The organism is Aeoliella mucimassa (genome assembly GCF_007748035.1).
Taxonomy (GTDB): Bacteria; Planctomycetota; Planctomycetia; order Pirellulales; family Lacipirellulaceae; genus Aeoliella; species Aeoliella mucimassa.
Genome location: NZ_CP036278.1, coordinates 4,358,032 through 4,370,780, shown reverse-complemented (window position 1 = coordinate 4,370,780; position 12,749 = coordinate 4,358,032). Strand labels below are relative to the sequence as shown.

Genomic DNA, 12,749 nt, shown 5'->3' with positions numbered 1-12,749 from the left:
GGCCAGCTATAGAGGACTGAAATGCTGAGTTGGTTCAGGTCGAAGCCGAGTTGCCCCGTCGATGAGGCCTCGAAGCGTTGGATAGAGCACCGGTTTTCATGGCTTACCGATCAGTTCGGGATCAATCGATTGCTGGATGCACCCATCGTCATACCGACTGAAGAGTTTCTGCCGTTAAAGTACGAGTGTACGGAGGAAGGTATTCGCCACCTGATGTGCTTGGTGGCATCCTACATGGATGTGGAACCTGGTTGTTTGAAGCTTGGGTTCTATGACGACACTAAGCCGCATTTCGAAGGCATGGTTCATAGCGGGACAGCAGGGCTGTATGTGCAGTCGGAAGAGGGGAAGTTTGATATCTGGCTTGAGATTAACTCGCTCGCAGACCCCGCAAGCGTCGTGGGAACACTGTCGCACGAAGTGGGCCACGTGCTGTTGTTGGGGCAGAACAGAATCTCTCCCGAGGAGGAAGATCACGAGCCGCTTACCGATTTGCTTACCGTTTATTTAGGGCTTGGCATCTTCCAGGCCAATTCGGTCGTGCACGAAGCGATTTGGAGGCAAGGCCATTATTCAGGGTGGTCGATGGGGCGACGTGGATACTTGAGTATGGATATGTATGGCTATGCGATGGCGCTTTATACCCTTGCGCGGAAAGATGCATCTCCCGACTGGATGGTACACCTTCGACCCGATGTAAAAGGGGCCCTCAAGCGAGGTATCCGTTACATCTTGGAAACCAAAGATTGCGAATATCAACCAGCACTGCAGTCATGAATCACGAAATCCGATCGGCTATCGGAATCATCCTGATCGTTGTGGTTCCGCTGGTGTTGTTTCACTTCCGGCGATCGCTTGCGAAATGGGTGGCACCGCTACGGCGACGGTGCATTGAGAGCGCGAGGCGATTGCTGGCTCATGTGTCAGGCAAGAGAGTCGTCTGGTCTTGGGGTGACTCTGCGCTAGGAAAGTGTCCCCAATGCGGAAAGTTGGTGACCAACAGCAAGACAAACGAAGGAAGCATGGCCTTTGAGTGCCAAGCGTGCGGACAGAAAGGTGCCTGGATCAAGTGACTTTCCGAAGCTTCTGGAACTAGATGCGTGGAAATAACATGGGCCTCCAAACACGGCCGTGTTTGGAGGCCCATGAAGTTCAAAGCCGATGGGCCAGTACTAACCCATGTGCTCGATGATCGCGGTGCCGAACTCGCTGCACTTCAGCAGCTTGGCCCCTTCCATCAGGCGTTCGAAGTCGTAGGTGACGGTCTTCGCGCCGATGGCACCGTTCATGCCGGTGATGATCAGGTCGGCTGCTTCATTCCAGCCGAGGTGGCGGAGCATCATCTCGCCCGACAGGATCACGCTGCCTGGGTTCACCTGGTCTTTGCCGGCGTACTTCGGCGCGGTGCCGTGGGTGGCCTCGAAGATGGCGTGGCCCGTGTCGTAGTTGATGTTACCACCCGGCGCGATGCCGATGCCGCCGACGCAGGCGGCCAAGGCGTCGCTGATGTAGTCGCCGTTGAGGTTCAGCGTGGCGATCACGCTGTACTCGGCGGGACGGGTGAGGATTTGTTGCAGCATGGCGTCGGCAATCACGTCTTTCACGGTGATCGTGCTGCCATCCTTGGGCGACTTGAAGGTGCACCAGGGGCCGCCATCGAGTTCGGTCGCGCCGAACTCTTCCTTGGCACACTCGTAGCCCCAATCGCGGAAGCCACCTTCGGTGAACTTCATGATGTTGCCTTTGTGCACCAGGGTCACCGAATCGCGGCCGTTGTCGATCGCGTATTGGATGGCTGCCTTCACCAGTCGCCAGGTGCCTTCCTTCGAAACCGGCTTGATGCCGATGCTGGCGGTCTCGGGGAAGCGGATCTTCTTGAAGCGATCGGGGAACGTTTCGGCGAGCATCGACTTGAACTTGGCGCAGTCCTCGGTACCGTGCTCGAACTCGATGCCGGCGTAGATGTCTTCGGTGTTCTCACGGAAGATCACCATGTCGGTGAGGTCGGGACGCTTAACCGGCGAGGGGACACCCTCGAACCAGCGAACCGGGCGCAGGCAGGTATAGAGGTCGAGGATCTGACGCAGCGCGACGTTCAGCGAGCGGATGCCGCCGCCGACCGGAGTGGTCAGCGGGCCTTTGATGCCGACCAGGTAGGTGCGGAAGGCATCCAGAGTTTCGTCGGGCAGCCAGTTGCCGGTGGTGTTGAACGCCTTCTCGCCTGCCAGGACTTCGAGCCAGGCGATCTTCCGCTCGCCGCCGTAGGCCTTTTCGACCGCGGCATCCAGCACGCGTACGCTGGAAGCCCAGATGTCGGGGCCTGTTCCGTCGCCCTCGATAAAGGGGATGACAGGGTTGTTGGGCACGTTCAACTTGCCCTCTTGCATCGTAATGGCGGAACCAGTCGCTTGGCTCATGATAAGTAGTCCTCGATTCGTTTTAAGTGATTTCTCGCAAACAGCCGATTCTCGGCACCTCCGAGGGGGCGGTCAATGGGCGAAAACCGAATTGAGGCCTAGTTAGGCAGGTAAGTTGCGTCCCCGCCGCCCGCAGGTCAGAATTAGAGAATCTGCCCGCGAAACATATTCACCCTTTCTGTAAGGACTCTGTGATGTCTACGCCTTCGATCCCCCGTCGTCATTTCCTCAAAACCTCCGCCGTTGGTGCCGGCGCCCTGGCTGTTGGTGCTTTGGGCCTGCCGCGGTTGGTTTCGGCCGAGGAAAAGGCGGAAAAAACCGTCGAGCCGCTGTTCCGCCTGTCGCTGGCCGAATGGTCGCTCCATAAGCTGCTTTTCAAGGGCGAAATGACCAATCTCGACTTCCCCGCGGTCGCCAAAGAGTTCGACATCGAGGGCGTGGAGTACGTCAACCAGTTCTTCAAGGACAAAGCCAAGGATAAGGACTACCTCACGGAGCTGAAAAAACGCTGCGACGACCTCGAAATTCGCAGCGTACTCATCATGTGCGACGGCGAAGGTGCCCTGGGTGACGCCGACGACGCCAAGCGGACCGAAGCGGTCGAGAACCACTATCGCTGGGTCGAAGCGGCCAAATTCCTGGGTTGCCATTCGATTCGCGTGAATGCGCAATCTAGTGGTTCCCGCACCGAGCAGCGGGACCGGGCGGCCGACGGGCTCTCGCGACTTGGTGAGTTCGCCGATCAGCATGGTCTGAACGTACTCGTCGAGAACCATGGCGGTCTGTCGTCCGACGGCCAGTGGCTGAAAGCGGTGATGGAGCAAGTTGGCCGTCCGAACGTCGGCACGCTGCCCGACTTCGGCAACTTCCACGACTACGACCGCTATAAGGGGGTCGAGGAGTTGATGCCATTCGCCAAGAGTGTGAGTGCCAAGAGCCACGAGTTCGACGCCGAAGGCAACGAGACCAAGACCGACTACTTCCGCATGATGAAGATCGTGCTAGCAGCCGACTACCACGGCTACGTCGGTATCGAGTGGGAAGGTGGCAAGCCAGAGGACGAGAAGGAAGGCATCCGCCTGACTCGCGACCTGCTGCTCCGCGTTCGCGAGGAGCTTAGCTAGCACTCCCTGCCAAATCGGCAGCCGAGCCGGTAAGGCTCTATCACTTCTGACCATGGCCGGCCTCTTCGGAGGCCGGCTTTTTTAATGCCGTGGTTTGACCCGTCGGAACTTTAGAAAAAAGGTTCCGAATCCAATATCGGCCTTGTTTTGCTAGCAGAAAACTTGTACTTACCTGCTATCAACGACAGCTGGACACTTTGTTGATGGGACAGTGTTGGCTGCATGGTTTTTGTGCAACCGGCCGTGCCTGGCGATTGAGCAGGGCCTGCCTGAGGATAGGCAGGCCGCCCCGATCGTCGTAAGTCCAATAATAGCAACGAGATGCAAGCATTGACTTGACAGCACTCGATGATGCCCCCAACAGGCGAGCCGAACATCGGCCGCAACCGTGTTACCCACAGCACTACGGAAGGAGACAAGTGCCATGACAACTGAAAAACAACAGCGCTACGACCAAGTCCTCACCGCCGCCCGCTCGCTCGCCGAGCGAGATCTCGATTGGGTTTCGTTCTTTCGCGAAGTAGTTGGCATCGATGGTTTGATCCGCAAAGCGTTTCCCACGTTTGATGAACTGACCGAATTTGAAAAGAGTGAGCAGTACGCCGCGATTCAGCGAATCCTGGTCAAGCTTCGCGAAAAGAAGAACTCGGGCGATGGCGAAACCGAGCAAACTCGCGTCATTACCGTGCGTCTGCCGAAGAGCATGCACGAGTACCTGCGGACCGAAGCTCATGATCTGCGGACCAGCATGAACAAGCTCTGCATCTCGAAGCTGCTTCAGGTGGTCGATCAAGAAATGATCCCCGCCGAGAAGACCGCTCCGGCTCGCCGTCGTGCTACTTCGGCTCCTCAGCCGTTGCCACAACCGCAGCCGACTCCCACGAGCAACGGTTTGGGCTACACCCATCAGGGACATACCCCCACGCCGAGCAGCAACCCTGCTCCGAACAGTCCCTTCACCAGCACCGGTCCGGCCAACCCGCTGAAGACCAACTGGTAAACCGATTGATAGCCTTCGTCTCCTCCGCCCCTCACCCGCCTCGGCGGGGAGGGGGTGCTGAGGGCGAGCGGCTCGCCGGTTCTGGGGTGTTTTGTTGCTGTCACTGCTAGCGGTTGTCTGGCAGCTCTCTTCGCCAGGTGTTTCACGCCTGCAATGCTAGCGTTCTGCAGCTAGCAGCTTGTGGTTATTGTCGGTTGCCAAAGAGCCAGCGCTCGATCGCGCTGCGGCGCATCAGAAGCGACTTCCGTCTGGGGCCACAACGACAATCTTGTCGGCTTTTGGATCTGATTCCCTCGTAGGGGGCGGCGGATTGCTGGCTCGCCGAGCCCGAGGTATGCTCACTCGCATCTAATTCGCGCGGAAGTGTGGGACGGGGATAGAGCGATTCGATGGTCACGGTGGTTGCGGGCAGCGATACGTACGGAAGGGTGAAATCGGTAGCTGGTGTGCCGATTGTCACCAAGTTTGCCATGCTGCATATGCTGCCGCTCTGGCCGCTCGCCTCCTGGTACGCTCTGGGGGAGAGCACCCGTGAGACCACCGGAGTCCCGATGCTCGCGACTCACAGCAAGAGTACGATGCCGGCCATACCGCTCGCGTCGCTCGATCGAGCATCGGTTGTAATGGCCTACCTGCGAGGGGTGTTCGGGGCATTCGCCTTGTTAGGGTTCATTCCCGTTCTCTTCGTCGGCATCATGATGCTCACCGGGGAGCACCTCGACGATTTTGCGGCAATAGCATTCAGAATTGCTCTGGGAGCATTGGCTTTGGGGATAGTGGGCGGCGGGGCGACCTATTTATTTGGCCGTGCTTCGGCCCGCGATCGCGACTTGCGGCTCTGTTGTAGTGAGCTGATCCGGCTACCGATCGACCCGGCCCGGGTCCAGGCGACCGACCACGACTGGATTCTCGAGGCCTCGCGCGCCGCGGCCGCGGAGTCGGGCGCCCGCGACGGTCGGGCCACTCACCTTTTGCAATTGGTGGAAGCTCGGCTGGCCATCGGACGGGGGGCCGAAACCGACCTGCACGAGCGAAAAACCGAGGAGCTGCTAGCGAAGCTAGTAAAGCCAGAATGACTCTTTAAATAGGCTAGAAGTCATAGCCTCGGAAATACTTACCAGTATCTCCCAAAACGTCCTCTTACCCTATAGACGAAGGGCCTAGCGGACGATAACATTTGCGCATCACACGGCTTCTGTCCGTGGACCGTTCTTTGCATGTAGTTTTTCTCACCCGCCTGGCCGAAGAAGCGGCCGTATAGGCAAACAACGGTTCATCCGAGTCTATCTCTCTGCCGGAAAGTTCTGCGTTAGCGTAACGCTAGGGGACGCCGGTTTCTGTTTCTCGTGTTTCGGAGTTTTGCGCAAGATGCAGGTATTAACAGAATACCGCCGAATTCAACATCAGGGCGAAGCCCATTACGGGCAGCACCTGTTGGTGACAGCACTGGGCTGTAACGAAAACATCCTCTCAATCGAGAGCATGTATCACTTTCTACAGAACATGGCTGACGAGATCGACATGGTCCGCTACGGACCACCGATTGTCGCCCGCTTCGGTGGCGGGATCGAAACTGGACTGTCGGGCGTGCAACTGATCGAGACCAGCGCGATCATGTTCCACACCAACGATGCTCACCGCGACATGTATCTCGATGTCTTCAGCTGCAAGACATTCGAAGAGTCGACCGTGCGCAAGGTGCTCGACGAATTCTTGGCCCCCACCAGCGTTAAGACGGAGCTTCTTTACCGAAAATGACCAGAATCTATCCTGAACATCTTCCGGTGATCCCGGACGAACCCGCGGCCGAGAACTTTCGCGTGATCGATGTCGATAAGACTCGCGGACGTGGCGTTCTGGTACTGACTGCCTACAAGGCTGGTGAGGTGCTGTTTCGGATGAACGGTACCCTGACCAAGGAAATGACACAGTTCACTTTGCAAATGGACGAGCTTTGGCACCTGGACGACCCCGACTTCGCTGGTCGGGTGTTGCACAGTTGCGATCCGAACTCGCGCCTCGATCCGACCACTCGCCTGTTCACGGCAGTTAAGGACATCGAGCCGGGCGACTTGCTCACCATGGACTACGACGAAACCGAGGACGTGCTGTACCGCCCGTTCCCCTGTTCGTGTGGTGCCGAGAACTGTCGTGGCTACATCGCTGGCCGCGCTGTCGACGTTTCGGCCGACACCGAAGTCCAATTGGTGAACATGGTTGGTTAGTCGAATCCAAACTCAAGAAGCCGCGAGCGGAGAGCCGCTCGCGGCTTTTTCTATGCGCAGGACACACGGCTTCTTGCCGTTGTCCTCTGCCTCGGTGGTATCGTAAGCGACGCCGAGACACTCAGCCCGCCTGCTTGGGCGGCGTCTCTCTAAATGGTTGGATCGGGAGGATCGCCCGATTGGATTTCCCACCGCCAAACGAGCCCATCTTCAGGGTCGATGCTCTCGCCGACCTTCGTGAACCCACACTTGGTGAGCACGCGAGTCGACGCATTCTGCTCGGGCAGCGTGTGGGCGCACACCAGGTGGACATCGGGCTCGCGAAATGCAAACTCCGTGAGACGCATCGCTATCTCGGTCGCGTAGCCTTTGCCTTGCTGCTCGTCGTCGATGGTGTAGGCAATCTCCACCACCCCCTCTTGATCGGGCGGACCTTTGAATCCGCATTGCCCAATCTCCTGCTGGCTATCCGTCAGCCGCACGGTGAAGCCCAGGACCCAGAAATCACCCTCGCTGGCCTCTTCGAAACGTTGCAGCCAGTCCGCGGAAATCATCTCGCGAAACTCCTCGGGCATATTCGCTAGACGCTCGCGGGCCTGTTCGAGTGATTCGAGTTCTAGTTGCAGCCTGGCGGTTTCGAGGATCATCATGGGGTTCTGGATTGCCGTGAGGATGCCTGCTGCTCCGAGCAGGATCGAAATCAGGGTCAATACGACCGACCAGCAGACCAGGCCATAGAGCGTGAGGTCGGGACTATAATCTTGCTCGCCGCTAGTGTCTTGCAACAAGACACTGGCGATGAAGAACAGCGTGAAAATGCAGGCGAGCACCATCGGCAACGCCGTGTAAAAGGCCGCTTCGCGCGACAGTCTTCTCAGCAGCAAGGCAACAACGGTCATCGGTAAAAGCACCGCCGCCAACATGGTAACCATGATGACCGTCAGCGAAGGCTCTTGCTGCTTAGCCTGTTCGACCCATTGTTCGTAGGGGTTGCGGTTGGTGAACCAGAAGATGGCCCCAGTGCTGAGCAGTGCTACGAGCGTGGTGAGTATCAACAAACCACGAACCGACCAGCGCGGTTGAGCAGGGCTTTGCGAATCCATCGTCCGGTGTCCTTCGCGACTTCGATACTTGGCCGCTATCGTTCGTTAGCAAATGCGGCGAGGTGTTTATTGTAAGGAGGTGATTGCTCTCAGCGATAGTTCGGTGGTTTGAATGGGGGGGATGCGAGGCACGGATCATCATGCTTTTCCGGGGGATGCAGGTTTTTCTGACAGTGTTTGGTGGGTGCCAGTGTCAAACCCTTCGCTGGGAAAAATCCTGTTTTTCTGCTATCCACAAGCGGGGCTATTCTGGATGGCTGGGTGCCTTTAGGGTTTTCAGGGTTTTCGCTGGCAATTGGCCACTTGTAGTGTTCTAATGAATAGGTAGTCGAGGCTGTCGGCTTCTTAGTGATTGGAGGTGATTGAGATGTAATGCTTGTTCTTAAATCAGACATCTAGCGACTCGCAGGCGAATAGTTGCTTGCGTGGGCGCTGGCTGCTGCGCGTGTGGGTAATGTGGGTGATGGGGCTGCGTCGCTGTCGCTCCTGGACCACATCCTACGGGGCGTACGTTGGTAACACGCTCGAAGTGGCAAGCCGAGATTCTTCAGTCGCCGGAAGCTCCCTCAGAATGACATTCCCTGCCCCCTGACCCCCGAATCCTGAATCCTCCCCAGAATAGTTTCCCATGGGTGGGAATCTATTTTGGGCAACTATCCCGGAGGTGTTGATGCAAACCACTGCTAACAAACGACTTGCGACCGCCGGGGACCGCGAGAATAGATTCCCATCGGATGCGTTTTGGGAAATGGGAATCTATTCGGGCGCGAAAACCACTGGTTTTGCAGTGTGGGCGCAGATTCAATTTTCCCATCGGTGGGTAAATTGGGAATCTATTCTCCCCTCAGCTATTCAGGCGTATCGCGGGCGGAAAAGTTCGCTTGCGATCTCCCTTCGAGCCGATATACTACGTCGATACGCAATCCCAATTTTTTGGTGATTTACTCTCCTGGATGCCCACTCGCGTCGGTTCTGGGCTTACGACGCACAAGCTGTGAAAAACTCGAAACTCCGGCGGCAAATTGCTTTCGAAGCCGCCCGGCTGATGTACGACCGGCAAGAATCCGAGTACTACCGAGCCAAACAGAAAGCTGCTAGCCGCATTTGCAAAGGCTGGGTGAAACCGGCCGATCTACCTTCGAACGCTGAAATCCGCGAGGCGATTCAATCGTTCGCTCGGTTGCTCGAAGGGGATAAGCGAAACGAAAATCTGCAATCGATGCGCGTGGCCGCGCTCCGCATGATGCGCCGGCTGCAAGCGTTCCGCCCGCGACTGATTGGCAGCGTGCTGACTGGCCATACTCGGCAAGGTTCCGACATCGATCTGCATGTGTTCAGCGACTCGGCCGAGGCCATTACGCACCTGCTCGACTACGACGGGCTCACCTATCAGGTGGAACGCAAGCAGGTTCGCAAAGATGGCGAAGAACGTATTTACACCCATATCCATGTCCGCAGCGAATACTCGTTCGAACTCACCATGTACACGCCCGACCAACATAGCTACGTGTTCAAAAGTTCGATCACCGGCAAGGCGATCGAGCGGGCGAGCATTCCGCAGCTCGAGCAGTTCCTGGCCAGCGAGTATCCGGATCTCGACATCGAAGCGGCCATCGAGGAGCACGAAGCGGGCGTCGATTGTTATCGATTGTTCGAATCGCTGCTGTTGCCGCTCGAAGACGTGAAGCAAGACCCGCGGTACCATCCCGAAGGCGACGTGCTTTATCACAGCCTGCAAGTGTTCGACCACGCTCGGGACGAGATGCCTTACGACGAGGAGTTCCTTACCGCGGCACTGCTGCACGACGTCGGCAAGGGCATCGATCCTCGCGATCACGTGAATGCTGGCCTCGAAGCGCTCGAAGGATTTGTGACCGAGCGGACCGCATGGTTGATTGAGTATCACATGCATTGTCATTTGATTGCCGACGGAGCGATCGGCGCCCGCGCACACCGCCGGCTTCGCGAGTGCGAATGGTACGACGACCTATTAGTGCTCGGGGAGTGCGACCGAGCGGGCCGGCAATCGGGCGTGGAAGCACCGGAACTCGACGAGGCACTCGATTATCTGCGTGATTTAGGGGGTATGTTCGACCCGTAAGGCTCGGCGGGCGATGGCAGCTTTCCCGTTGCCGCTGTGGTAGGCTGATAGCGTCCGTATCCTTTGTTTCGAAAGGCTGAAACCATGCGTAACCTGCTTTGGCTTTGCGTCGTGCTGCTCGCTCCGCTGACGTGCTTTGCGTCGTCGCCGAATGTGCTGCTGATTTGCGTCGACGATCTAAAGCCGACGCTCGGTTGCTATGGCGACCCCTTGGCGCAGACGCCGAATATCGACCGCCTGGCCGCGCAAGGGGTGTTGTTCGAGCGGGCGTACTGCAACCAGGCGGTCTGCGCTCCCTCGCGCAATTCGCTGCTTTCGGGCTTGCGACCACAGACGCTCGGCATCTACGACCTGGGGACGTATTTCCGGCTCTCCGCGCCCGATGCGGTAACGTTGCCGCAATGCTTCAAGCAGCAGGGGTATCACACGCTCGGCATGGGCAAGATCTATCACACCGCGCATGGCAATCGTGACGATCGGTCGTCGTGGAGCGAACCGTTCCGCGGGACGCCCGGCATGATCTACTTGGACTCGCCGGCGACGAGCGAAGATGGTCGGCGTGGTCCGGCGTTCGAAGCAGCCGATGTCGACGATTCGAAGTACACGGCCGGCATCCTGGCCGACCTGGCGGTTAAGCGTTTGCGGAAGCCTCGCTCGGAGGACGATCCGCCGGTGTTCATGGCGGTTGGCTTCCATCGCCCACATTTGCCATTCAACAGCCCGAAGAAGTACTGGGATTTGTACGATCGCGATGAGTTCGAGTTGCCCGAATATCGCACCGCCCCCGAGGGTGCCCCCTCGTACGCCCCAACCACCTGGGGAGAGCTACGGAACTATGGCAACATTCCGAAAACCGGTCCGCTTTCCGATGAGCTGCAACTAGAGCTGATTCATGGCTATTACGCAGCGGTAAGTTATACGGATGCCGAAGTCGGGCGGTTGATGGACGTGCTTGCCGAGACAGGCCAGGCGGCGAACACCATCGTCGTGCTGTGGGGCGATCACGGCTGGCACCTCGGCGACCATGGCATGTGGTGTAAACATACGAACTACGAGCAGGCGACGAGGATTCCGCTGATCATCGCTGGGCCAGGCGTCGAACCTGGTGTGGTTAAGAACTCGCTAGTCGAGACGGTCGACATCTATCCGACCCTTTGCGAACTCGCGGGCATCACCGCTCCCGATACGCTGGACGGAAAGAGCTTTGCTCAGGTGCTGACCGACCACGACTCAGTGGTTCGTAACGCCGCTGTGCAGGTATATCCCCGCGGCAAGCGACTGGGACAGACGATTCGCACCGAGCGTTACCGGCTGGTCGAGTGGAAGGGGCCCGGCGACGAACCGGAGTATGAGTTGTACGATTATCAAGACGATCCGCAAGAAACACGCAACCTGGCCGACGAGCAACCCGCGGTGGTCGCCGAGTTGCGAGCCATGCTGGATGAGTTGCCAAAACCGAAACGATTTAAAGCGAAGTAGCCCGTGACTTCTGAGATGGACGACCCGATTTACCTGGATCATCACGCGACCACGCCGGTCGACCCGCGCGTGGCCGCAACGATGTGGCCGTACATGTGCGAGCAGTTCGGCAATCCCGGCAGCACGCACGCGTATGGCGAAGCCGCCCGCGAGGCGGTGGCTGCCGCGCGGGCGAGCATCGCCGCAGCGATCGGCGCCGAGCCGAGCGAGATTGTGTTTACCAGCGGGGCGACCGAGAGCAACAACCTGGCGATTCGCGGAGTTGCTGAGCGTCCCCGCCGACGCGGCGACCGGTTGGTGAGCGTGTGGACCGAGCATCCCGCGGTGCTCGATCCGTTAGGGCATCTCGGCGAGCGAGGATACGACGTGGTGCTCGTGGATGTCGCCGCGTGCGACGCCAAGTCGCCCGGCGTTATCGATCTTGCCCAGCTTGAGCAAGCGATCACCGACACGACCTGCCTGGTGAGCGTGATGCTGGTGAACAACGAAATCGGCGTCGTGCAGCCGCTGGCCGAGATCTCCGCGCTTTGCAAACAGCACGGAGCCCTGCTGCACTGCGACGCGACGCAGGGGGTCGGCAAGCTTCCGGTCGATGTTGATCGGTTGGGAGTCGACCTGATGAGCTTCACGGCTCACAAACTGTATGGACCCAAGGGAGTGGGGGCCCTGTACGTGCGACGGCGGAATCCGGTCGTACGATTGCTGCCTCAACAGACGGGGGGCGGTCAAGAACAAGGGCGGCGAAGCGGGACGCTGAACGTGCCGGGCATCGTTGGGTTTGCCGAAGCAGTGCGGCTAGCGATGGAAGAGATGCCAGAGGAGTCGCCCCGAGTAATGCGACTTCGCAACGCCCTGGCCGAGGGCATCCAGCAAGCGGTGCCCGAAGTAGCAGTGATGGGGCCACCGCTCACGGCCGAATGGGCGGATGGCACGCCGATGCGGTTGCCTGGCAATTTGAACATGATGTTTCCAGGCACCGATGGCGAGGCCTTGATGCTTGCCATGCCCGAGGTGGCCTGCAGCAGCGGCGCCGCGTGTAGCACGGGCAACGACGAGCCGAGTCATGTGCTGCAGGCGCTGGGTCTTTCGCCCGATGAGGCGCGAAGCTGCTTGCGATTTTGCATCGGGCGATGGACCACCGATGAGCAAGTGCGCCGGACAGTGCAGTTGGTAGCCGCGGCGGTGAGAAAAGTCCGCCAGCTAGGGGGCACCTAGGGAGGGAATATTTTCAGGGAACTAATACGAATCTAGAATCGTCGTAAGTCAGGGGCCTTCCCGACCATCGCTTATCTCACCTGAC

The 12,749-nt window shown here is 58.5% G+C and carries 11 protein-coding genes; 9 read left to right on the top strand and 2 right to left on the bottom strand.

Annotation, left to right across the window (positions count from 1 at the left end):
• The first annotated feature begins 21 nt into the window (after positions 1 to 21).
• The gene (locus Pan181_RS17025) at positions 22 to 777 is read left to right on the top strand and encodes a hypothetical protein (protein ID WP_145248456.1); all 756 of its coding nucleotides are present in this window, start codon (positions 22 to 24) and stop codon (positions 775 to 777) included.
• A 395-nt stretch (positions 778 to 1,172) separates the two neighbouring features.
• Here Pan181_RS17025 and icd read toward each other — a convergent pair whose 3' ends face one another.
• The gene (gene icd, locus Pan181_RS17020; protein WP_145248454.1) at positions 1,173 to 2,417 is read right to left on the bottom strand and encodes an NADP-dependent isocitrate dehydrogenase; all 1,245 of its coding nucleotides are present in this window, start codon (positions 2,415 to 2,417) and stop codon (positions 1,173 to 1,175) included.
• A gap of 194 nt (positions 2,418 to 2,611) precedes the next feature.
• Here icd and Pan181_RS17015 point away from each other — a divergent pair, with 194 nt between their 5' ends.
• The 5 genes from Pan181_RS17015 (at position 2,612) to Pan181_RS16995 (ending at position 6,766) form a co-directional block, all read left to right on the top strand.
• On the top strand, positions 2,612 to 3,541 hold the full coding sequence (locus Pan181_RS17015; protein ID WP_145248451.1) for a TIM barrel protein: 930 nt from the start codon (positions 2,612 to 2,614) through the stop codon (positions 3,539 to 3,541).
• Positions 3,542 to 3,965: 424 nt separating this feature from the next.
• Positions 3,966 to 4,541, top strand: coding sequence for a hypothetical protein (locus tag Pan181_RS17010; protein ID WP_145248450.1), 576 nt, complete (start codon positions 3,966 to 3,968; stop codon positions 4,539 to 4,541).
• Between the two features lie 389 nt (positions 4,542 to 4,930).
• The gene (locus tag Pan181_RS17005; protein WP_145248448.1) at positions 4,931 to 5,617 is read left to right on the top strand and encodes a hypothetical protein; all 687 of its coding nucleotides are present in this window, start codon (positions 4,931 to 4,933) and stop codon (positions 5,615 to 5,617) included.
• 292 nt (positions 5,618 to 5,909) lie between these two features.
• The gene (locus Pan181_RS17000; protein WP_145248446.1) at positions 5,910 to 6,299 is read left to right on the top strand and encodes an S-adenosylmethionine decarboxylase; all 390 of its coding nucleotides are present in this window, start codon (positions 5,910 to 5,912) and stop codon (positions 6,297 to 6,299) included.
• Positions 6,296 to 6,766 carry an SET domain-containing protein-lysine N-methyltransferase gene (locus tag Pan181_RS16995; protein ID WP_145248444.1) on the top strand — a complete coding sequence of 157 codons (471 nt, stop codon included), beginning with the start codon at positions 6,296 to 6,298 and terminating at the stop codon, positions 6,764 to 6,766. The genes Pan181_RS17000 and Pan181_RS16995 overlap by 4 nt, the downstream gene beginning before the upstream one ends.
• Positions 6,767 to 6,915: 149 nt before the next feature.
• Here the strand turns inward: Pan181_RS16995 and Pan181_RS26190 are convergent, their stop codons facing one another.
• Positions 6,916 to 7,869: a GNAT family N-acetyltransferase gene (locus tag Pan181_RS26190; protein WP_197528444.1), complete on the bottom strand. Its 954-nt coding sequence runs from the start codon at positions 7,867 to 7,869 to the stop codon at positions 6,916 to 6,918.
• Positions 7,870 to 8,863: 994 nt separating this feature from the next.
• Here Pan181_RS26190 and Pan181_RS16985 point away from each other — a divergent pair.
• The 3 genes from Pan181_RS16985 (at position 8,864) to Pan181_RS16975 (ending at position 12,664) form a co-directional block, all read left to right on the top strand.
• Positions 8,864 to 9,970: an HD domain-containing protein gene (locus tag Pan181_RS16985; RefSeq protein WP_145248442.1), complete on the top strand. Its 1,107-nt coding sequence runs from the start codon at positions 8,864 to 8,866 to the stop codon at positions 9,968 to 9,970.
• A gap of 84 nt (positions 9,971 to 10,054) precedes the next feature.
• Positions 10,055 to 11,449, top strand: coding sequence for a sulfatase (locus tag Pan181_RS16980; RefSeq protein ID WP_145248440.1), 1,395 nt, complete (start codon positions 10,055 to 10,057; stop codon positions 11,447 to 11,449).
• Between the two features lie 15 nt (positions 11,450 to 11,464).
• Positions 11,465 to 12,664 (top strand): cysteine desulfurase family protein, encoded by a 1,200-nt coding sequence (locus Pan181_RS16975; protein ID WP_145252283.1) that lies wholly within the window; start codon positions 11,465 to 11,467, stop codon positions 12,662 to 12,664.
• Positions 12,665 to 12,749: the final 85 nt, after the last annotated feature.

Excerpts from the sequence above, each read along its gene's own strand:
- Pan181_RS17025 (WP_145248456.1), top strand. The coding sequence starts at position 22 with ATGCTGAGTTGGTTCAGGTCGAAGCCGAGTTGCCCCGTCGATGAGGCC.
- icd (WP_145248454.1), bottom strand. The coding sequence starts at position 2,417 with ATGAGCCAAGCGACTGGTTCCGCCATTACGATGCAAGAGGGCAAGTTG.
- Pan181_RS17015 (WP_145248451.1), top strand. The coding sequence starts at position 2,612 with ATGTCTACGCCTTCGATCCCCCGTCGTCATTTCCTCAAAACCTCCGCC.
- Pan181_RS17010 (WP_145248450.1), top strand. The coding sequence starts at position 3,966 with ATGACAACTGAAAAACAACAGCGCTACGACCAAGTCCTCACCGCCGCC.
- Pan181_RS17005 (WP_145248448.1), top strand. The coding sequence starts at position 4,931 with ATGGTCACGGTGGTTGCGGGCAGCGATACGTACGGAAGGGTGAAATCG.
- Pan181_RS17000 (WP_145248446.1), top strand. The coding sequence starts at position 5,910 with ATGCAGGTATTAACAGAATACCGCCGAATTCAACATCAGGGCGAAGCC.
- Pan181_RS16995 (WP_145248444.1), top strand. The coding sequence starts at position 6,296 with ATGACCAGAATCTATCCTGAACATCTTCCGGTGATCCCGGACGAACCC.
- Pan181_RS26190 (WP_197528444.1), bottom strand. The coding sequence starts at position 7,869 with ATGGATTCGCAAAGCCCTGCTCAACCGCGCTGGTCGGTTCGTGGTTTG.
- Pan181_RS16980 (WP_145248440.1), top strand. The coding sequence starts at position 10,055 with ATGCGTAACCTGCTTTGGCTTTGCGTCGTGCTGCTCGCTCCGCTGACG.
- Pan181_RS16975 (WP_145252283.1), top strand. The coding sequence starts at position 11,465 with ATGGACGACCCGATTTACCTGGATCATCACGCGACCACGCCGGTCGAC.